This is a genomic window from Pseudomonas sp. OV546 (assembly GCF_900116845.1).
GTDB classification, from domain to species: Bacteria; Pseudomonadota; Gammaproteobacteria; order Pseudomonadales; family Pseudomonadaceae; genus Aquipseudomonas; species Aquipseudomonas petroselini.
The window spans coordinates 52,623-73,223 of record NZ_FPCE01000014.1 but is presented as its reverse complement, the minus strand read 5'-3'; the positions used below and the strand labels follow the sequence as shown (position 1 = coordinate 73,223).

Sequence of the window (20,601 nt, the reverse complement as noted above, 5' to 3'; positions counted from 1 at the left end):
GTTCAGTCAGAGCTTGCCGGCGCCGGCCTTGGCCTTGACGTCTGCAGCGACTTTGTCCGCCGCCAGCGGTGTGTAGTTGTAAGGCGGGGTCCAGCCGATGCTTGCGGTCCAGGGGCAGGTCAAGGCGCTGCCATTGAGGGTCGAGCCGCTGTCGCGGTATACGCTGCCACCGTAGTCGCCGGCGATTTTGTCGCAGCCACTGATGCCGCTGATCTCGAACGCGTTTTTCTCGGAGAAGATTTTCGAGCCTTTGCCGACGCCATGCGCGTACGAGAAGGGGTAGACCTTATCGCTGGTGCTACCCACGTGGTAGTTGTTGTACAGGTGCACCTGGCCGAAGCGCACGCGCGGGGCGCGGGCCGAAATGTTCTCGAACAGGGAGTTGTGGATCGTCACCTTGAGCTTGCCGTCATCGGTGGTGCGGCTGTCGCTCGAACCGATCAGGTTGTTCTTCTCGTGGGACTTGAAGGCGGTGTACGAAATGGTCACGTAGTTGGCGCCGTTTTTCACGTCCAGGGCGCCGTCGTGGTGCTGTTTCGGGCGACCGTTAGCGGTGCCGTTCTGCGCATCGGTGCGGCGGCCGTCGGTGAAGGTGACATGGTCAACCCACACATTGTTGGCGCCTTCGATGGTCAAACCATCGTATTCGGAGTTCCAGTTACCTTCCTTGCCATCATTGGCATCCCAGATCGGCTCTGGGTCCCAAGGGTTCTCGATGGTGAGGTTGCGAATGATCACGTCGTTTTCTTTGGCGTAGAAGAAACCTTCGCGGATTTCGGCGGTGCTGCTGGTGCCGACGATGGTGGTTTTGCCGGGAATATCCAGGCGGCCACGCTTCTTCATATCCGCAGTCGTCGTATAAGCCTTGCCTTCACTGACGTCGATCACGCCCGTGATTTTGATGATGCGTCCGTTGGTTCCCACCGAAGCACTCAGTGCGGTTTTCAACTCGGCAGCGTTTTTGACCGTGTAGATGTTAGCCGCGGCAGCCTTGGAGCCGCCCTTGGTGCCGCCGTTCTGAGTGGCCCAGCCCGTCGTGGCCGAATCCAGCCAAATGTCCGCAGCGTGAGCCGGCAAGCTGCCAAGCACGAGTACGCCGAAAATAGCACTGGTCAGTTTGCACGCGGTGAAGGTTGATGGTGTTGTCATGAATAATCAGATCCTTGATTAACTTGAGGTTTTAAACACGCACAGGTGTGGCGTGTTTCTCGAGCGGACGTCCGTGTCATCGGTGCAGCGAATCGAACGTCCGCTGCATGAGAAATACTATCATGTGTCGTTTTGTTGTCGTACAACTGAATGCGCTTTGATGTGCATTCATTCGCAAGTCGAGCGTTTTGTTCTTGATCAATAAGCCGGGCGTCCAACCACATGCCAGGCGTTACCAACCTGATCCGTGACCGCCAGGATCGCCTGCTCGAAGACCAACAGCGCCGACGCGCTGTCCGAAGGCGAGCGTGCCAGCACTCTCCGGGGGACGGTGCAAGCGAGAATGTGTCGACAAGGGTCATGTAAATTTCCAGAAAAGAAATTTCGTGTGCAAGCGATAGTGTCTGATCAGGAATAGGGTCCAGTGGTTACTTTTTCTCAGGTCAGAGAGTAGTTCTTATGGGTGTTTTCTAATCCCGGTTTTGTACGGTGGGAGTTTCGGCTTGATCGCTACCACGCTGGAGCGTGGGAGCGATCCCTCGGTGTCGGCAGAAGGCCGTTTTATCGGGATGGTCGTCTGATTTGGAATGGGTTGTCAGGGCACCTGGCTAGCTGACAAACAATGGATCTGCTTATTCACAGAGGTGGAATGTGCCACGGACGAAAAAACCTCACCTGTTTTTGACGGTGGGGATGCTCATCGCTGTTGTTGCGGGTTACGGTATCTGGCTGTATTCAGAGTCGCAGAACGTACGTTGGGTGGTCGATCTCGTCGGCGGCGAAGCCATTTTGAGGGCTTCCGAATACACCCCGTCGGATGAGGATTCGCTCTACATCAAATCGCTGTATTTATCACCCGACGAGCAGATGTACGACAGCGTTCGAGCGTTAAAACTGTGCCAGGAAATCAATGAAAAATGCCTGACTATCAGTTTGACCGTCGCCAATTTTCTGCTGATCAATACCACGGATGTGCAGGCAGCACGGAACGTCGTCCAAGGTTATGCGCGTTACAACATTCTGCAGGCGCAGCCATGCCCGGCAAAGTATGAGACTTCCCAGGTCATCAAGGACACCCAGTACCTGTCTACGTTACCCCCCGGCGAGGCCAAGCGTTTTGCCGAAGATCAACTGGCAAGAATTGAAACGAGCGGAGGGCTGATCTTTTCGCTGAGAACGCCTGAATGTCGTGGTTATTTTGCAGCACACCCGTATGTGGCCAGGGGATATCTCGCGCATATGGCGCTGCTGGTCAAAGCTGCTCAAGGAACAACCTCAGCGGCCTGGCTGTATCTGTTATCCCGTCCGGGCGTGTACGCGATCATCAAGTAAAAGGGAGTTTCTAAATGGCACAAGGTGCAATGCCCCAACCTTGTCCCCGGTTGGGTCAGTCGTTTTTTCACTCACACCGTTCGACTCACCGCTCTATGCACCCATTCCACCTCATCTTGCAACTCCAGGACTTGGCCATGAAAGCGCTCCAGTGAGGCGTGGTGGCCGACGCTGATCAGGATCGTATCCGGCAGCATGTCTTTGAGTAGCTGGTAACAACGCGCCTCATTGGCGGCATCCATCGCTGCGCTGCTCTCGTCTAGAAACAGCACCGAAGGGCGAGCCAGGAGTGCGCGTACGAAGGCACAGCGCTGTTGTTCGCCGAGGCTCAGGGTTTGCGCCCAGTCGCGTTCCTGGGCCAGTTGGGTGTCCAGGTGTTCCAGGCCGACTTGCCGCATGATCTGCTGCAACACGGCGTCCTGTTCCTCATGGGCTGGGAGGGGGTACCACAGCGTCTCGCGCAAGCTGCCCAAGGGCAGATAGGTTTTTTGCGAGAGGGTGAGGGCGCGGTCGCGGTCATAGGCAACGGAGCCTGAAGCATGGTGCCAGAGGCCGGTGACGGCGCGAATCAGCGTGGACTTGCCGTATCCCGAGGGTGCCTTGATCAGTAGGCTGTCGCCGGGCTTGAGCGTCAGGTTGAAACCTTCAAACAGTCGTCGCCCGTCAGGCAGCCAGATGGCCAGGTTGCGAATGTGCAGGCCATCGGACCGTTGCGTCAGTACGACGTCGGAGTCGACCTTGACGTTATCCAGGCGGTTCTGGAAACCATCCAGCCGATCAACTACCGACTTCCATTCGGCCAGTTCCGGGAATACGCCAACCAGATAGGCCACGGCGGCATGCACTTCGCCAAACGCCGCGCTGATCTGGGTGAGACGACCAAGGGGGAAGGCCCCGGCGAAAAACTGCGGGGCCATGATGAACATCGGGATGACCGTGGCACTGCGCAGGTAGAAGGTCGAGTAACCCATGATCAGCTTCTGTTTTTTCACCAGGACCCAGAAGTTCTGCAAAGCCGCTTCCAGGCGCTGGTTGAAGCGCTGGCTTTCCACAGCCTCGCCCCGGTACTGGGCAACCGAATCGGCGTTCTCCCGCAGGCGCATCAATGAGAAACGGAAATCGGCCTCACGCCGCTGCTGCATGAAGTTCAGATGGGGCAGGGCGCGGCCGAGCCAGAAGGCGAAACCGGTGCCCAACAGTGCGTAGAGCAACGCCACCCACACCAGCAGCCCAGGAATCACCAGGCCTTCATCGCCCCATGGAATGCTGACCAGGCCCGAGGCCTGCCAGAGAATATTCAGGAATGAAAAAAGCGACACCACCGCCGTCAGCAGCCCCAGGCTCAGCTTCAGCGACTTGATGATAAACAGGTCGATATCTTCGGCGATGCGCTGGTCGGGGTTGTCTACCTCGGTCTCCGTCAATTTCAGCTTCTGATAGCGCTGGCTGTCGAGCCATTGCGCGAGCAGGTTGCGCGTCGACCAGCGTCGCCACAGCAAGGTCAGTTTCTGCTGAAAGTGAAACGCGCCGACGGTAAAGGCCGCCAGGCCGATCTGGAGCAGGATGAATTGCAGGCCGCCCAGCAGGAAGCCCGGGTAGTCCTTTTCCTGCAGCGCATTATAAAAATGCAGGTTCCAGAAATTATTGAGGATATTGACACCCACCAGGCACAGGTTCATCGCCACCGTGGCCAGCAGCAATAGCAGGGCCGGGTATTTCTGTTCGGAGGTCCAGAAAGGCCGTGCCAGGCGCCAGAAAGTGCGAAGTGTATGCATGGGGGCTGAAGAGGTCCGGTCGCTGGCGACGTTGAGTTTGCAGGATAGGGAGGATAGGATCTGCCAATGCTAATCGCTTGCATTCATAAGGGAAAGCGACAGGAGCCCCGTTATCGAATTTCCAGACTGGCTCAAGCAGGCATGGCCCCCCCTACAACGGGTCATCCAGCTTGAGCCGAATGACCAGCCTTTCCTCCCGTTGAGCCGCGTGGCCGAGCCTGCTTTACTGCAGCCCGTGCTGGCCGAGTTTGGCCAGCGTTATCCCGGCATCAACAAGCCGGCGGTGGTGTCGCAGTGGTCGATGAACTACATGAGCATCGTGGTGCCGGCAACCTTGGCCTGCGTGCTCACGCGCCAACAGGCGATCGACTTCTGGACGGATGACAACGTGTTGCGCCTGGATGCCGGGCAGCCCTTGGCGTTGCACTTCGCCAACTGCTTGCCGCCACTCACGCCGCCCGAACACGACCTCTACCTCTCGCGCTGGGTGCACGAGCACCTGGCACCGTTGTTCGCCACCCTGGCGGCGGCCGGTGGCTTGGCGCCGAAGATCCTGTGGGGTAATTTCGTCGCGATCTGGGACGGCGCGTTCGACCGGTTCGACCCCGACCTGTCCCGCCCAGGCTTTGCTGAGGTGCACCGCTGGCTGGAACCGGTCAGCGTCAACCACGGACGCTTGAAGTTGCGCGGCCTGCAACGCCAGGTGCCGTCGCCCGCACCGGACATTTGCCCGCGCCTGCCGCTGCGTCGCCATTGTTGCCTGCATTACCAACTGCACCCGCTGGTCGAGGGCGAGCCGCTGGTACTGTGCGAATCCTGCCCCAAATTGCACCGCCTGCCCCTGGCGGAGCAGGTCAGCTACCTGCACTCCCTCTACGACTGAGCGGCACCGGCCGTCAATGGTGCTTCGCTCAGGCGCCCATGCTCAATGCGCAACAAGCGATCGGCAAGGCCGAAATAGGCATCGTCGTGGGAAATCACAATCACCAGTTTGCCGCGCGCGCGCAGGTCCGACAGGATGCGGGTGTAGAAGAAGTGCTTGAACACCGGGTCTTGGTCCGCTGCCCATTCATCGAACAGGTAGCACGGACGGTCATCCAGATAAGCACTGAGCAGCGCCAGGCGCTTACGTTGCCCGGTGGACAGCGCCAACGTGGTCAGGCGGCCTTGGTCGATTTGCACCTTGTGATCCAATTGCAGGTGCACCAGGTAATCCTGGGCCTGCTGCACCAACTGCGGGTCGTCGCCGTCGAACAGGTTTTCGAACAGGCAGAAGTCGGTAAAGATCGCCGAGAAGTGCTGTCGGAAATGGTGGTTGTCTTGGCTGGACGACACCTGCTCATCGAGCATCACGTCGCCGCTTTCCGGGCGATACAGACCGGTCAACAACAACGCCAGGGTGGTCTTGCCGCTGCCGTTGCCGCCGGTGATGAACACCGTCTCGCTCGCCTTCAAGGTGACGTTGATGGGCCCGAGGGTGAAGTGGCCGTCTTCGCGTTCGCGGTAGTAGGTGTGGGTCACATCGCGGCATACCAGGCTGCGCACCTGGGTCGGTGCGAAGGTTTCCAGGGTTTCGCTGGCACCCTGCATTTCGCCTTCCAGGGCGCGGATCTTGTTCAACGCCACGCTGGCGCGGCCCAGGGTCGGCAGGGCGTGCATCAACTCTGAGAGCGGAGTGATCATGTACAAAATCGCGAGGATATAGCCGGTGACCAGGCTCACGCTCAACTCGATAAAGTGCGGTGCGGCAAACAGCACCATGCCGATCAGCAGGTAGAACACCGCGTTGCCCCAGTTCAGCACCACGGCATAGATGCTCATGCCACGCACAAAGTCGCGACGGTATTGCTGGCTGACCGGCAGCAGCAGGCGCGTGAAGAAGTGCTGGCGACGCGGGTGATTGAGCTGCAGCTCCTTGCTGCCGTCGGTCAGCAAGCGGTAGTGCTCGAACAGCTGGTCCTTGAGTTCACGCGCGCGCGAGATCGACGTCAGCGCCCGGCGTTGCGGCCAGTTGAAACTCAGGCTGCCGAGCACGATCAGCAACACCGTCAAGCCAAGCAACGGCAAGCTCAGCCACCCCAGGTAACCCAGGCAAGCGATGATGATCCCGCCGTTGACCAGCAGGATCGGCACCAGCTCTACCGCCTGGCTGATGGTTTGCGTGTCATCGGTCAACATCGCCAGCAACCGGTGTTTGCCCAGGCGCTGCAATTGCGCATAGGGCGTGTCGATCAGCTTGGCGCTCAGGTGCAGGCGCATATCGTTGACCGCCGCCTGGCCCAGGCGCAGCAGGCTGATATCGGAAATAATCCGCGACACCGCCACCAGCAGCACCAGGCCACCGAAGTACAGGCCGTCAATCGGGCGCAGTTGATCGAACACCGTGAGGCTGTGGTTGATCATCGCGATCAACCCTGCTGCCGCAAGCCCGCAGGCCAGGCCGGTCAGCGTCGCCACCAACAGGGCGCGCCACGAGCGCTTGGCCATGAGAATCAGCAAATCCATTCAAACCGCTCCGTCTGTCGCCAGGGCCGCGAGGCCGACGACCAATTGTTGATGCACCGTGGGTTGTTCCAGGATGTTCAAGTGTTGCGCCTGCACCACGTCACGGAACCAAGGCCCGCTGCTGAGCTGTTCCCACTGCGGATCGGTAAAGTCCGCCGCTTGCAGGGTGGTATCGGCCCACCAGATATGCACCGGGCAGCTAAGCCGTGGCGGCTGGAAGCTGGCGAGCAACTGCTGCGTCTGTTGCTGGTAACCGAGGCGTGTGTGCAGGTGTTCCCAGCTGTCGCCCTCCAGTTGCAGGCCTTGCTGGTGTGCCCATTGCGCCAGCGCGGGCAGGCGCTCGGCGGCGGGCAGTGTAGCCAATCGTGCGATCAACGCGGTGGATACCGGCGCCGGCAAATTGCGCAGCCGCGCCTGGCTGTCCACCGTGAGCGCCTGCGCGGCCGAGTCCAGCAACGTCTCGACGCTGTCTTCCTCGGCCTGCCGCTGGTATTGCGAGTCGAGGATGCCGAGAAACGCCACCCGTTCGCCGCACTTTTCCAGCTGCGCCGCCGCAGTGATCGCCAGCAGCCCGCCGAGGGAAAACCCCAGCAAATGATACGGGCCGTGGGGTTGCTGCTGGCGCAGTTGCTCGACATACAGTGCCGCAAGGCTATCGATATTGCCATTGAGCGCCGTGCTGTCGTCGCCCAGATACGCCGCCTGCAAGCCCCACACTTGCCAGTCCGGCAGATGGGGCAGCAGCGCGCGGTAATCCTGCACATGGCCGGTGGATGGGTGGAAGCAGAACAGGTTAATGCCCGGTCCCGCCGCCGACAGCCGCACCAGCGGCGACAACGTGAACTGCGCCTGCACCAGCGCTGCAAATGCCGCCACGCTTGGCGCATTGAACACCGCATTCACCGTGACCGGTGCCGACAGTACCGTCTGCAAGCGGCTCGCCAGGCTCACCGCTGCCAGCGAGTGCCCGCCCAGGGCGAAGAAGTCATCCTCGATCCCCACCCGTTCCAGGCCCAGCACCTGTGCCCAAACCTCGGCGAGCAACGCCTCCAAGGGCGTACGTGGCAGAGCGCCGCCAACGTTGTCGAGCACCTTGTCAGCCCATTGCTGCAGGGTCTTGCGGTCGAGCTTGCCATTGCCCATCAACGGCAGCGCTTCAACGATACGCACGTTCGGTAGCATGTAATCCGGCAGACGGTCCTGCGCCTGGCCATGCAGGTGTGCCACCGTCACCGTGTAGCCTGGCGCCAGGGTCAGGAACGCAAACAGTTGCTGGCCCAGCTCACCTTTAGGCAGACACTCCACCGCCGCCTGGGCCACGCCCGGCAGGCTGGCCAACTGGGCCTGGATCTCGTCGAGCTCGACGCGGAACCCACGCACTTTGACCTGGCGATCGGTGCGCCCAGTGATTTCCAGGCTGGCGTCATGCCGATAACGCGCACGGTCACCGGTGCGGTACAGGCGCTCGCCATTGCGCTGGATAAAGCGCCCGTCGTCGTGTTGCGCATCAAGGTAGCCGCGCGCCAACTGCGGGCCGGCGATATACAGTTCAGCGTTTTGCCCAGGTGCGGCCAGTTGTTGCTGCTCGTCGAGCAGATACAGGCGAACGCCATCGAGGCGGTCGTCCAGGGGAAGACGTCGGTAGTCACAGGCCGGATCGACCTTGTGCATCACCACCCCAACCGTGGTTTCGGTCGGCCCGTAGTGGTTGAACACCGTCAGTGCCGGTGCGAATGCGCGGACCGATTGCAACAGGCGCCGCGAACAGGTTTCGCCGCCCAGGATCAGTTGCTTGCGCGGCAGCACGACGGCGCTTTGCGTGTGGATCAGCCAGGCGTCGAGCAACGACGGGACGATTTTCAAATGATCGATGGGGTACTGCGCCTGCCACGCGGCCCAAGCCTGGGCGTCCATGGCAGTGTCCTTGTCGATGATGTGCAGTTCGCCGCCGCTCAGCAGCGTCGGAAACAGCAGGGTGTAGCCCAGGTCCGCTGCCAGCGAAGTGACCACCGCACTGCGTTCACCGGCTTGCAGGTGCAGGCGCGAGGACACGCTCGACACGTAGCTGGCCAGTTGCGCATGTTCGACGATCACGCCTTTCGGCAAGCCGGTGCTGCCTGAGGTGAACAACACGTAGGCGGCGTCCCCGGGCTTTATGTCATGGGCAACGTCGGTCATGGGCGCCTGTTGCCAAACGGCGGTGTTGCGAATATCAAGGCTGCCCATCGATGCCAGCGCAGGTGCATCGCCGGCGGCACCGGTGAACACCCAGCGCGGCTGCGCCTGTTGCAGGATCGCCAGGGAGCGTTGTGCGGGCTGGTGCACGTCCAACGGTACAAACGCCGCGCCGCTCTTGAGCACGGCGAGCATCGCCAAGACCATCTGCGCCGAACGGTCCAGGTACAAGGCCACGCGATCTTCGCGGCCAATACCCTGGGCCATCAGGTAATGCGCCAACTGGTTGCTGCGCGCATGCAGTTCGGCGTAGCTCAGGTGCTGGCCGGCGTCGCGCAGCGCCAGGTGTTCGGCAACGCTGGTGGCACACGCGTTGAAGCGCGCCGGTACGCTGACAAAGGGCGGTGCGACCTGCTGCTGGCGAGCCGCCAGCGTTGCCGCAAAGCCCGCTGCGTGCAGTGACAGCTCGGCAAGGGGCTTGGCGGGATGGGTGAGGGCGTCGAGCAGCAGCGACTGCACTTGCTCCAGCAAGGTCTGCGCGGCCTGGATGCTGTAGTGCCGGGCTTGATGGCACAGCGTCAGGCGATAACCGTCGGCGCCCTGTGCTTCGGCCACCAGCAGCAGCTCCATGCCGGCGGGGATGGCATCGATCTCCAGCACCTTGAACGCGCTGTCCGCACGATCGAACCCAGGGCTCCACTGGAAACCATAAGGCGCGGCCTCAACCGGCAGCGAGTATTCCTGCCATTCGCCCGCCTGCTCGCAGAGCACTTGCAGCGTCGCCAGCGCCTGGGTGAATGGCCGCTCGACAGCCGGTTGCCACGGCAGAGGCAGGGCCTTGGCGAACAGGCCCCAGCAGTCGGCGAGTTCTTCATAGTCGTCACGGCAGTCATGCACCCAATTCAGGGTGAGGGCCGCGTTGTCATTGGCGCTCAAGCGCTGCAACAACACGCCCCAGGCGGTCATCAACAGCTGCTCGGCAGGCGCGGCATGACGGTGCAACGCGGCGCTCAAGGCAGGATCGAGCATGACCCTGGTGGTCAGCGGCGTATCGGCCTGATCGCTACGCGCCTCGCGGTACAGCAACTCGGTAGCGGCCTGCTCGCCCAGCGCCAGGCCAGCCCAGTATTGCCGACCTTGTGCGGCGTCTTCATCCGCCTGCAAGTCGTGAATCCAGGCGCTGTATTGGGTGTAGGTCATGGCCTCGTCGTCAGGTATCGGCGCCTGTGCCGAACCCAACGCTTTTGCCAGACGCAGCAACGTCCCACGGTCGGCGGCCAGGGCGGGCACTTGCAATGTGACGCGGTAGACATCCGCCGCCAGCAATTGCACGTCGAGGCTGATGGCGCTGGACTGCGCGACGATTTGCAACGGCACCTGCAACCCCGGCTCAGGCCGTGTTTGCAGGCGCAGCGCATCATGAACGGCGCTCAGCGCTGCCAGCCGTTCACGCAGTTGTGCCAGTGCAGCGGCGCCGTGCACTTCCAGGGTCAGGCGTGCCGGCGGCGCGTTCGCCAGCCATTGGCTGCGTTGCTGTGGCGACAGGGCGAACGCCGCTTGGTAGTTGCTCATGCCTGCTCCCCTGCGCGGTTCAGTTGTTCGCGGTTCATCATCTGGCCCATGGCGACGCAGATCTTGCGCTCGCCCTCAAACGGGTCGCGGGCATGCGCCACCAGCATATTGTCGAGCATCACCATGTCGCCTTTTTGCCAGTCGAAGCGCACCGCACAGGCCTCGTACGCCGCACCGATCACGTCCATCACCGCATCCTCGATCACACTGCCATCGCCGTAATACACATTGCGCGGCAGGTTGCCGGCGCCAAACAGGTTAATCAGGTTGCTGCGCACCTCCGCTTCCAGGCAGGCGCTGTGATGCAGTTGCACCTGGTTGAAGAACGACGCCTCACCGGAATCCGGGTGCGCGACGATCGCCTGGCAGTGCTGGGCAATCTTCAGGTTGTCGTCTCCCAGCCATTCCCACTGCATGCCCGATAGCAAGCATTGGCGTTCAACCTCTTCACGCTGCTCGGTCTTGAAGAAGTCCTGCCAGCGCACATCCAGCTTGTCGGTGAAGTGCCGCACATACAGCAGGCCCAATGCTTTGAAGCGCTCAACGATGGCCGGCGGCAATTGCGCCAGCACTTGGCGGCAATCGACGATCGGCGTGCAACCACCGCGTGGTGCCGGGATCTCGCAGAAGAACCACTGCTTGCGTGGCCATTGCGACAGGTGTGAGCTCTCGTTGTGGAACAGAATCATGTGTTGTTCCGGGTACGGCGTGGAGTGGTAGATGTTCTTGCCGGATTTATTCTTCGGCAGGTCGCCATAGGTGCCGTACAAGTCCGGCTCGATGGCCTGGGCGAACTGCTCGAAGGCGCTCGCGTCCGGCAGGTTGAAGCCACGGAACAACAGACCACCATGGGTGCGCAGTTGCACATTGATCCACTCGCGGGCCTGTACGGCCCAGTGCACCGGGTCCAAGTCGGCCAGCAGTGGTTCGATCACCAGGGGCAGGGGTTGGCCGTCGCTCAAGGTCCGCGTGCGCACCTGTTCGTGGGCGAGTTGGCTCACAGCGGTGGCGCGGGTGGTTTTCAGCTTGCTCATTTTCGACAGCTTGCGCGCGCTGCGTGCCTGGGCGTCGTCGGTTGCAACGGGTTCAGGTTGGGTGTTGCCTGCCAGGCGCCACACCCAGTCTTGCAGGTTCAGGTTGTCCAGCAGGGCCTGGAAACCGTGCTCAAGATCAGCCACGGTCTGGGCGCTCAACACGCTGGTGCGATAGACCCAGCGTACAGTCAGGCCGTTCTCGTCTTCCTCGACAAACACCGCGAGGTCGAATTTGCTGGTTTCCTGCTGCGGCGCCAGGTGTTCCACCGCCAGGCCCGACAGGCTGGCCGTGCCCTGCGGCGTGTTCTGCATCACGAACAGCACCTGCACCAGCGGGTTGACGCCAGGCGTACGTGGCGGTTGCAACGTCTCGACCAGTTTGTCGAACGGCACCTGCTGGTGCTGGAAGGCGGCGAGGCAGTCCTCGCGCAGGCGTTGCAGGCGGTGATCAAAGGTGTCGCTGTCGTCAAGGCGTGCGCGAATCGGCAGCACGTTGACGAAGAAGCCGATCAACGGCTCCAGCGCCGAGTGCTCGCGGTTGGCCAGGTCGGTGCCGACGATAAAGTCGTTCGCACCGGTCGCCCGTTGCAAGAGGCTGTTGAAGGCATTGAGCAACACCATGAACAACGTGGCCTTGTGCTGTTGCGCATACGCCTTGAGCACCTGGGTGTGTGCCGGGCTGAACTGCTGGGTCAACGCCGCACCTTGGTAATCCGGCTGCGTCGGACGCGGCGCATCCAGCGGCAACGCGATCAAGGTCGGTGCGCCGTCGAGCTGGCGCCGCCAATAGTCAATCGCCCGCGCCAACTGACGTTGTTGGGGTTCGCTGCGTTGCCACTGGGCGTAGTCGGCGTACTGGATCGGCAGCGCCGGGAGGGTGGGGCTCACGCCGCTGGCGTAGGCCTGGTAGCCGGTGATCAGTTCTTGGATCAGGATGCCCATGGACCACGCGTCGGTGGCGATATGGTGCAACACCAGTTGCAGCACGTGATCATCCGTACCCAGGTGAAGCAGGTGAGCCCTTAGCATCGGCGCCTGTTGCAGGTCGAACGGCTGCGCCGATTGCCGGTCAATCACGCTTTGCAGGGCGTGCGACTCGACGTTGACCGGTGTGAGGTCAAGGGTCGGTGCTTCGTTGATGACTTGGCACGGCTGCTCGCCTTTCAAGTGGAAGGTGGTGCGCAGCGCTTCATGCCGCTCCAGCACACGCTGCAACGCCTGTTGCAGAGCCGCGATGTCGAGCGCGCCGCGCAGGCGCACCACGCTGGACATGTTGTAGGCCGCATTCGGCCCTTCGAAGCGGTCGAGGAACCACAGGCGTTGCTGGGCGTACGACAACGCCAGCGTCTGGTTACGCGGCACCGGCACGATCTCGCTGTCATCCGACACCTGGGCCTGCTGATCGACCGCCTGCGCCAATTGCGCCAGGGTGCCGCCTTCGAACAAGGTGCGCAGCGGCAGGCTGACGTTCAAGCGACGACGAATGCGCGAGAGCATCTGCGTGGCCAGCAACGAATGCCCACCGATGGCGAAGAAGTCGTCGTGCACACCGACGCCGGCCACGCCGAGAAGGTCCTGCCACAGCTCGGCGAGGACTTTTTCCGTCGGCGTACGCGGCGCGACCACCACGCCTTGCGCCGGTTCGGCCTGCTGCACATCCAGCGCCGCCAGCGCGCGCCGGTCGACCTTGCCGTTGGCGTTCAGCGGCAGTTGCGCGAGTGCCAGCCAGCGTGCCGGCACCATATAGCTCGCCAGTTGCCGCTCCAGGTACGCGGTGAGTAGGGATTGCGCGGTTTGCCCGCCGAGTTCGGCGGCGGCATCGAGGACATACCAGGCCACCAGTTGCAACGCGCCACGGGCGTCGGGCAACGCCAATACCGCCGCGCTGTCGACTGCCGGATGCTGCATCAGGCGATTTTCGATCTCGCCCAGTTCGATACGATAACCACGGATCTTCACCTGCTGGTCGCGGCGGCCGAGGTATTCAATCACCCCATCGGCGCGCAGGCGGCCGATATCGCCGCTGCGGTACAGACGCGCCCCCGTCTGGAAGGGATGCGCGACAAAGGCTTCGCGAGTGCGTTGCGGGTCGCCCAGGTAACCACGCCCGACACCGACGCCACCGATGCACAGTTCGCCCGGTACGCCGATCGGCACGCAGCGCAGGTCGGCATCCAGGACAAACACCTGGTTGTTGGCCGTCGGGCGGCCAATGGGCATGTGCAGGCAGTCGTCGCTCGGCGCCTCGGTAATCGGGTAGAACGCCACGTCATCCGAACACTCGGCGGGGCCGTAGGCGTTCATCAAAGGGATCGATGGGAAGCGTGCGAACCAATCCTGTGCCAGCGTCGGCGGCAGTGCCTCGCCGGTGGGCAGCAGCCAACGCAGGCTGGCCAGGTGGTCTTGTGCACGCACCTCCTGAAGCATGCCGCGGATCAGCGCCGGCACGGTTTCCAGCAGGGTCAACTGCTGCGCCTGGACCGCATCGAGCAAGGCCAGCGGGTCATGGGCCTGGGCGTCCGGCAGGATGTGCACACACGCGCTCACCAGCGGTGCAGCGAGGAACTGCCACACGCAAATGTCGAACGCAGGCGAAGCGGTCTGTGCGAGGCGGTCATGTTCACCCAGGCCCAGGGCCGGGACTTTGCCGAAGATGTTATTGAGCATGCCGCGCTGTTCAACCATGACGCCTTTTGGCGTGCCGGTGGAGCCAGAGGTGAAAATCACGTAGGCCAACTGGTCGGGGATGTGAACGTAGTCGACCGACGGCTTGACCTCGCCTTGCCACAGTGTCTGGGCGACCAGGCACCTCGGCTGCTTGAGGAGCTGCGGCAGCACGCCATCGAGCACGGCGGTGGCCTTGTCGCACACCAGCACCAGTGGCGCTTCACCCAAGCTCAGCAGTTCGGCCAGGCGTGTGGCCGGCTGTTGGATGTCCAGCGCCTGGAAGGCGGCACCGGCCTTGAGTGTACCGATCATCAGCGTCAGCAGCGCCAGGCCACGTTCGGCGAACAGCGCCACCAGGGTTTCCGGGCCTGCGCCGGCGGCTTGCAAGGCATGGGCGACGGCGTTGGCGCGACGGTCCAGCTCGGCGTAGGTCAAGGATTCGTGCAGGTGCACCGCAGCAATCTGTTGTGGCCGGCGGCGCACCTGCTCGGCGAACAGCGCGGCGTAGCCTTGATCCAGCGGGAAATCGACCTCGCTGCGGTTCCACTCCACCTGCAGTTGCTCGCGTTCGCTGGCCGACAGCATGTGCAGCGTGCCCAGTGGCGCTTCTGGCGCGTCGAGCATGCTCGACAGCAATTGCACCAAGTGCCCGAGCATGCGCTGCACAGTGTCGGTGCTGAAGCGCTGGCTGTCATAGGACAGGCGAATGCCCAAGCGATCACCGGGGTACAGCACCACCGTCATCGGGAAGTTGGTGTGCACCCGATCTTCATAGATATCGATACTGAAGGCATCCAGTTGCACGCTGCTGATATCCAACGGTGCGTTTTCGAACACCACCAGGCTGTCGAACAACGGCTGGCCGCGCGGCACGTTGCTGCTGCGCTGGATATCCACCAGCGAAGCGCTTTCGTGCTCACGCAGGCGTGCGTTGTGCGACAGCAGGGCTTGCAGCCAGGCCCCGACTGGCGCTTCAGGATCGACGTCGATGCGCAGGGGCAGGCTGTTGATGAACAGGCCGACCATTTCTTCCACCCCCGCCAGATCGGTGGGGCGACCGGCCACGGTGACGCCGAACAGCACGTCGCGGTTGCCGCTGTAACGCGACAGCAGCAGTGCCCAGGCGCCCTGGATCCAGGTGTTGGGCGTCAGTTGGTACTGCTGGCACAGCTGCTGCAAACGTTGGGTCTGGCTGATGCTCAGGGTCTGGTCGACGTCGCCGACCTGTTCCGGCGCCTGCTCCGGGCGGGCGAGGGCACCGTCCACATGCAGCGGCGTCGGCTCGCTGAAACCGGCCAGGTCGGCTTGCCAAAAGGCGTGCGCGGCCGCCATGTCCTGGCGCTCCAGCCAGCTCATGTAGCCACGGAACGAACGCAAGCGCGGGCGCGCCACCGGCTCCTGGCGCACGACGGCCTGATAGATCGCCAGCAGGTCTTCCATCAGCAGGCCGAAGCACCAGGCATCGGTGAGGATATGGTGGAAGCTGCGCACCACCGCAAACCGCTGCTCATCGAGCTGGAACACCCGCAGGTGAGTTAAGGGCGCGCTGCTCATGTCAAAGCCCTGCACGCGCTGGGCTTCCAGGGCCTGGTCCATGGCTTGGCGCTGCTGCGCGTCATCCAGGTGACGCACGTCTTGCCAGTCGAACGCCGGGGCGGTCTTGCGATACACGCATTGCAGCGGTTCGTGGTCGTCCTGCCACCAGAACGCGGTGCGCATCATCGGGTGACGGTCGAGAAACAGTCGCCAGGCGGTTTCCATGGCCGTGCGTTGCAATACGCCGTCCCAGCTGTAGCGCTGTTGCATCAGGTAGATGCCGCTGTGGGGTTGCAGCAACGTGTGCAGCAGCATGCCTTGTTGCATCGACGACAGCGGGTAGACGTCTTCGAGATTCGGCCAATCCAGCGGTTCGCCCGCGAGGGTTGTGGCCTGCTTGTGGCAAAGCGGGAAGGCTTCGCTGGCGGGGCGCAGGTCAGGCTCGGCGAGCAGGGCCGCCAGGGCGCTGAGGCGTTCGGCCAGTTGCGGTGCCCAGTCGGCGGCCAGCGCGCCTTCGACACGCAGGTGCAGTTGGTCGTCCTGCCAATGCGCATCGATGCGCAAGGCATGGGACGAAGCCCCTGGCGTATTGGCGGCGGTGATCTGTGCCAGCAGGCCTCGCTGTTCACGGTGGCTGTCGAAATCGCCGCGCCAGTGCACGGCAATCGGTGCCGCCGGCAAATCGCGCAGGGGGTCTTGCAGGTAGGTGTTGTCCGACAGATAGCGCAGCGCACCATAGTCAACGCCGTGTTGCGGGTAGGCGCGCAGTTGTGCGGCCACCGATTGCAGGCGTTGCAGCGCAGTCGCGCCGGCGGCTTGCAGGAACACCGGTACTGCCAGGTCCAACGCACCGACGATCAGTGCTGGCTCAAGGTCGGCAAGTACCAGGGGCGCCGCCACCGGCAGACGTTCGGTGGCAGGGCGTGCGGCGTACAGGTCCAACGCCAACAGACCGTCGCCGCACTGTTCGGCCACGACAGTGGCCAACAGGCTGTTCCAGTCCAGGTGCAGAACATCGGTAAGGCGTTTCAGTTCGCTGGAGGTCGCGGCGCTCACGCTCTGCTCGACCACGCTGCTCGGCTGGTGGCTGTCAGGCAGTTGCAGCGTGCCCAGCCCGGCGTATTGCAGCCAGTGTTCCCAAGCCTCGTCGAGTGCATCGCTCTCGGCATGCGCTTGCTGATGGCGTGTCCATTGGGTGAAGTTGCCACCGGTGTAGGACAGCCGCACCGGCCGTTGCAAGCGTAGTTGTGCCAGCGCCAGATTGAGGTCCGTCAGCAGCAACGACCAGGAGCTCTCATCCACGCACAGCGGGTGCGCGGCCAATAACAGGTGCTCGCCGAGCAGGCTGGCATGCAGACTTTGGCCTGCCCGCAGGTCAAGCGTGTCGACCCCCGCCTGGGCCAGTGCGTGCAGCTGCGCCGGGTGGTAGTCGCCGGACGTGATCGCGGCCGCCTTGGGGGCGACCAGCATACGCTGTTGCCCGTCCGCGTCGAACGCGAGGCGCAGCGCCTGGTGATGCTGTTGCAAGGCGCCAAGGGCCTGGCTGAGCAGGTCGCGATCAAGCGGTTGCGCCAGTGCCACGCAACGCCAGGTGGCGGTCAATGGGCCTTGTTCCAGGCGCGCGCGTTGGCCGGCACTCAGGGGCAACGCATAGCCATCGGCGAGCTGTTCGGCAACGGCATGGCTGGCGTCGGCGCCCAGCACACGGGCGATATCGGCGATGGTGCGGTTCTCGAACAGCTGCCGTGGCGTGAGCTTGAGCCCTTGCTGGTTGGCCCGCGCGATGATTTGCAGGTTGAGGATCGAATCTCCGCCGATGGCGAAGAAGTTATCGTGCACGCCGACCTGTTCGCGTTTGAGCACGTCCTGCCAGATCGCCGCCAGCAACGTTTCTACTTCATTGCGCGGGGCGACGTGGGTGGCGCTGTCATCGCCGGTGGTGGGTGGCAGCGGCAGGCGCTGTGCATCGACCTTGCCGTTACGGGTCAGGGGCAGTTCATCCAGGGTGATGAAGTGCGCGGGCACCATGTAATCCGGCACGCGGTTGCCGAGGTCATTGCGCAGCTTGAGGGCCGACAGCGACTGGCTGGCCACCAGGTAGGCGACCAGGCGCAGGCTGCCGTCCAGTTCCAGCGCGCGCACCACGACCTGTTCGATCAGCGGCGACAGGCGCTTGATCTGCGCCTCGACTTCGCCCAACTCCAGACGGTTGCCACGAATCTTCACCTGGCTGTCGACCCGGCCGAGGAACGCCAGCTGGCCGTCCACCAACCAGCGCACGCGGTCACCGGTGCGGTACCAGCGGTTTTGCTGCTCATCGCGCAGGAAGCGCTCGGCGCTCAGGTCGTCACGGTGCAAGTAGCCACGGGCGAGGGCGCCGCTGATCAGCAGCTCACCGCTCACCCCTGTCGCCACCTCGCGACCCTGTGCATCCACCACCCGCAATTGACGATTGGGCAGGGGTCGGCCCAAGGCAATGCTGCGCTGACCCGGCGTGAGTTCGGTGGCAATTGCGCCGACTGTCGCTTCACTCGGACCATAATGGTTGAACACCCGCAGGCCCGGTGCCAGGCCGTTGACCTGCGCCAGCAGCGCCGGGCTCAGCGCGTCGCCGCCAAATACCAGCAGCGACCGGGGCAACAAACGTGCATCCGGCAACGCCTGCAACAGGCCGCTCAGATGACTCGGGGTGATTTTCAGCACGTCCACCGGGTGCTGGCTGAACAGCTCCGCCAGGGCCAATGGGCTGAAACCGCTCTCGTCATCCACCAGCAACAGGCTGCCACCGCTGCACAGCGCGCCGAACAGTTGAGTGTGGCCAAGGTCGGCGGCAATGCTCGACAGCAGGCCGTAGCGGGCGGCGGCGGGCGGCTTGAGCACGCTGTGCACCGCCGTCAGGTAGTCGACGATTGCCCGGTGCTCGACCACCACCCCTTTTGGCGTGCCGGTGGAGCCCGAGGTGTAGATGACGTAGGCGGCGTCATCCAGGCTGTGGGCGACGGCGGGCGAGGTACCCGGCTGCGCGGCGATGGCCTCGGCCTGTTCGGCCAGGCTCAGCAACGGCGTGTGCTCGGCCAAGCGTGCCAACAAGGGCGAAGCTGTCGCGCCGATCAGTAGGGCGGCGCGGCTGTCTTGCAGCACATCGGCCAGGCGTCCGGCGGGTTGTTTCAGGTCCAGCGGCAGGTAGGCGGCACCCGCCTTGAGCGTGGCGAGCAAGGCGATGACAAAGTCGGCGCTGCGCTCAAGCGCGAGGGCGACCAGGCTGTGGTGGCCGATGCCTTCGGCGCGCAGGTGATGGCTGAGGCGGTTGGCGCGCTGGTCCAGCTCGGCGTAACTGAGTACGCCTTCACGGTCGCGAATCGCCGGTTGGTCCGGGGCGGCGGCGACCTGTTGTTCAAAGCGCTGGTGCAGGCACGCCTCAGGCACAGCCAGCGGCGTACCACACCCCAGGGCTTGCAACTGCTGGCGTTCGTCAGCCCCCATCCAATCAAGTTCGCCCACACGGCATTGAGGTTGCGCGGCCATGGCCAATAGCACGTTGCGCAACTGCGCCGACAGCAGGGTGATTTCGGCGTCACTGAAACGGCTGCGGTTGTAGCTGAACAGGTAGTGCAACTGTTCGCCCGGCACCACGATCAGCGACAGCGGGAAATGGTTGCGCCCTTGGGTCAGGACCAGCCCATCGGTGGCCTGCTCACGGTTCGGGTCGGCGAAGCTCAAGCCGCCGGCGTCCTGGTTGAGCGCATCGGTGACCGGAAAATTTTCGAACACCAGGATCGAATCGAACAACGCCTGCTCCGCCGCGATCTTGCTCATCGACTTGAGCTTGCCCAGGGGCAGGTAGGCGTGGTGGCGCAAGTCGCTGTTGGCGTGCTGCAACTGTTGCAGCCAGTCCACCAGCGCTGGGCCGTCGGCCCATTGCACACGCAGGGGCAGGGTATTGATGAACAGCCCGACCGTGCTGTCGACGGCCGCGAGGTTTTCCGGGCGACCGGCCACAGTCACGCCGTAGATCACGTCGTCGCGCCCGGCGTGTTGGCCGAGCAAGAGGGCCCAGGCACCTTGGATCAGGGTATTGAGCGTCAAGTGATGGCGACGGGCGAACTGTGCCAATTGCTCGGTTTCGTCGGCACTCAGGCGGTTTTCCCGTTCGGCGCACGGTGCGTCGGTCGGGGGAACCAGGCGCAGGCCGAAATCGGGCAGCGGCGTCGGTTCGCTGACGTCTTGCAACTGGTTACGCCAAAAACTTTCGGTGGCGGCCATGTCCTGTTCCGCCAGCCAGGCGATGTAGTCGCGATAGGCGCGAGTCGGCGCCAGATTGGCCGGGCGGCCATGGGCGTGTTCGTAGTAGAGCGCCAGCCATTCCTGGATCGCAATGCCGACGCTCCAGCCGTCCATGATGATGTGGTGGAAGGTCCAGATCAGGTGCCAGCGCTGCGGCTCCAGGCGCACCAGGGTCAGGCGCATCAGGGGCGAGTCATTCAGCTCCAGCGGTTGTGCGCGTTGTTCCAGGGCCAATTGCTGCAGCGCGGTTTTCGGGTCGGCGTGGCCTTGCCAGTCCAGCTCGCTCAGGGGCAACCCGACGTCGGTTTGCACCACCTGATAAGCGTCGTCGAGGTCTTCCCACAAAAACGCGCTGCGCAACACGGCGTGGCGTTGCATCAGCGCCTGCCAGGCCGCGCGAAACGCCGGCAATTGCAGCGGGCCGTTCATCTCCAGGCTCAGTTGCTGGTAATACACCCGGGAGTCCGGCTCGACCACGCTGTGAAACAGCAAACCATGCTGGGTCGGCGATAAGGAGTAGATGTCTTCGATGTTGTTCATTGTTGTGCGATCCATTTCAAATGCTTGGGGAA

Annotated in this window: 7 protein-coding genes; 2 read left to right on the top strand and 5 right to left on the bottom strand. The window is 63.1% G+C overall.

Going from position 1 to position 20,601, the window contains the following annotated elements:
- Window positions 1–6: 6 nt before the first annotated feature.
- The gene (locus BM403_RS25710) at window positions 7–1,149 is read right to left on the bottom strand and encodes a pectate lyase family protein (RefSeq protein ID WP_093545665.1); all 1,143 of its coding nucleotides are present in this window, start codon (window positions 1,147–1,149) and stop codon (window positions 7–9) included.
- Window positions 1,150–1,800: 651 nt separating this feature from the next.
- Here BM403_RS25710 and BM403_RS25705 point away from each other — a divergent pair.
- The gene (locus BM403_RS25705; RefSeq protein WP_139238001.1) at window positions 1,801–2,481 is read left to right on the top strand and encodes a hypothetical protein; all 681 of its coding nucleotides are present in this window, start codon (window positions 1,801–1,803) and stop codon (window positions 2,479–2,481) included.
- A 71-nt stretch (window positions 2,482–2,552) separates the two neighbouring features.
- Here BM403_RS25705 and BM403_RS25700 read toward each other — a convergent pair whose 3' ends face one another.
- Complete coding sequence (locus BM403_RS25700) at window positions 2,553–4,256, bottom strand: ABC transporter ATP-binding protein/permease (RefSeq protein WP_093545659.1); 1,704 nt, start codon at window positions 4,254–4,256, stop codon at window positions 2,553–2,555.
- Window positions 4,257–4,455: 199 nt separating this feature from the next.
- On the opposite strand from BM403_RS25700, the gene fhuF reads away from it, so the two are divergent.
- The gene (gene fhuF, locus BM403_RS25695) at window positions 4,456–5,139 is read left to right on the top strand and encodes a siderophore-iron reductase FhuF (RefSeq protein WP_175538105.1); all 684 of its coding nucleotides are present in this window, start codon (window positions 4,456–4,458) and stop codon (window positions 5,137–5,139) included.
- Here fhuF and BM403_RS25690 read toward each other — a convergent pair.
- The 3 genes from BM403_RS25690 to BM403_RS25680 are packed head-to-tail and all read right to left on the bottom strand — an operon-like array spanning window position 5,130 to window position 20,569.
- Window positions 5,130–6,761 (bottom strand): cyclic peptide export ABC transporter, encoded by a 1,632-nt coding sequence (locus BM403_RS25690; protein ID WP_093545656.1) that lies wholly within the window; start codon window positions 6,759–6,761, stop codon window positions 5,130–5,132. The genes fhuF and BM403_RS25690 overlap by 10 nt on opposite strands.
- Window positions 6,762–10,508: a non-ribosomal peptide synthetase gene (locus BM403_RS25685; RefSeq protein ID WP_093545653.1), complete on the bottom strand. Its 3,747-nt coding sequence runs from the start codon at window positions 10,506–10,508 to the stop codon at window positions 6,762–6,764.
- Window positions 10,505–20,569, bottom strand: a complete 10,065-nt coding sequence (locus BM403_RS25680) for a non-ribosomal peptide synthetase (RefSeq protein WP_093545650.1) — start codon at window positions 20,567–20,569, stop codon at window positions 10,505–10,507. The genes BM403_RS25685 and BM403_RS25680 overlap by 4 nt, the downstream gene beginning before the upstream one ends.
- Window positions 20,570–20,601 lie beyond the last annotated feature (32 nt).